General features: G+C 35.5%; 3 protein-coding genes. All 3 read right to left on the bottom strand.

From position 1 onward, the window contains the following. Nucleotides 1-66 precede the first annotated feature (66 nt). Nucleotides 67-249: a hypothetical protein gene (locus tag COX77_04250; GenBank protein PIZ98523.1), complete on the bottom strand. Its 183-nt coding sequence runs from the start codon at nt 247-249 to the stop codon at nt 67-69. Further along, the gene (locus COX77_04245) at nt 246-635 is read right to left on the bottom strand and encodes a hypothetical protein (protein PIZ98522.1); all 390 of its coding nucleotides are present in this window, start codon (nt 633-635) and stop codon (nt 246-248) included. Before COX77_04245 ends, COX77_04250 begins: the two co-directional genes overlap by 4 nt. Before the next feature lie 61 nt (nt 636-696). Next, nucleotides 697-990: a hypothetical protein gene (locus COX77_04240; GenBank protein ID PIZ98521.1), complete on the bottom strand. Its 294-nt coding sequence runs from the start codon at nt 988-990 to the stop codon at nt 697-699. Between the last annotated feature and the right edge of the window lie 483 nt (nt 991-1,473).

Below are 1,473 nucleotides of genomic sequence, written 5' to 3'. Positions count from 1 at the left end.
ATTGAATAAATTTATATTTAATAGTTCTAGTAAGGGCGGAAGCTTTTGACCTCCGCCTTTAACCTGTTATACTTGTGTATAACACTCCTCAGCTATTAGCTCTTCATTCCGCCAAAGTTTGAATTTTGCTTTTGCTCTGTTGAGTGCTTCTTTTTCATCCGTTGCCCCTTCAATTAGTCCTATGAAGGTTTTTTCGTTTATTTCTTTGATGAATTTATACAGATGATTTAGTATTAAGAAGTTTTTCATATTTCTATTTCCTTATAAAACTTATTTACACATTGAATTAGTTCGTTTCTTGCCTTTTCTCCGATAACATACTCAACAAATTCTTTTGATTGGTGTTTCAAGTAGTAGGCGTGGTCTTGATCAATAAAGCCTGTTAGCTTGTATTGTGTGTAAATAACATTTGCAGTTAAATCCATTCCACAACCTGCAAGACCGCAGAAAATCAATCCGTCAACCTCAATCGGTATCATTCCGCACTCTCTGACTGTTTGAGCGTTTCGCTCTGTCCACTGTGTTTCATCAAAGCACCATAATGTATTCCACATTATTTCTTCATCTTCCAGTAAAGTATCCCAGTAATATGGATTGATTTTTTTAATCCAATCTAGCGATAAAGTAGTAGTCATTTTGTATTAATAAAAATTTATGATTTGAGGGTTTAACCTTCCCACCCTCAAAGGTTCTTTTTCAGTTCATCAATTCGTTTAATGTTTTAGGCTTGAAAAACATATCTCTTTCAATTGGTAGACCTAATGCACCTTTTACGCTTTGAAGTTCTGAAAGTCTGAAGTATCCGATTTCTTTTTCAAAACCTTCAACAAGTCCGAAAAATAAATCTTCTCCATCAAATTCTGTTGCGTACCATGTCCAGTTACTATCAGGAGTAAAAAACTTAACTATTGCAACCGCTTCTAGTCCTTTTTCTTCCTGTGAGTAAAGTTTAGGCAACTTCTCAAGAATTTCATTTGTAAGTAACTTCATTTTGATAATGTAAAAATTTATTTATTGCTCCCAAGCTGTCCACCTCGTTAGTCTAATACTCAACGGTTATTAGCTTTCAACTCAGGCTATTCAATTGTCAAAGAGCTTTTGTTCTAAGTAAGGAAGTTTTTCCCTTTCTTAAGAGAGAAAAAGCGAGCCGAAACGACCAAAGGAAGTGAAGGCAGTATAAAAAGGCTGATTTGACAAGGAGGAATTTGAGCAAAGCGAAAAGCAAATCCTTGCAAACCTGAAAGGTAGCAAGCGTAAGCGATAGCTGAAACGTAAGCTATCAAAGAATTTTTATGCTAGACTTTTAACTAGAAAGGGAAATAATGTTTGTTTAAGTCGTGTAACGATATCTAAAAAGAGGGAAAGGTGGCAACCTTTCCCTCTACTTGTTATATCTCTGCAAATAAAACTTGCAGAATATAATCGAGAAGATTTCCCCGCAGCTTGCTGCGGTTGGAGTTGTTAGCACGGGAA

Source organism: Candidatus Komeilibacteria bacterium CG_4_10_14_0_2_um_filter_37_10 (assembly GCA_002793075.1).
Lineage (GTDB): Bacteria > Patescibacteriota > Patescibacteriia > UBA1558 > UBA1558 > UM-FILTER-37-10.
The sequence above is the reverse complement of the archived record's forward strand: the minus strand, read 5'-3'. Positions and strand labels throughout refer to the sequence as shown.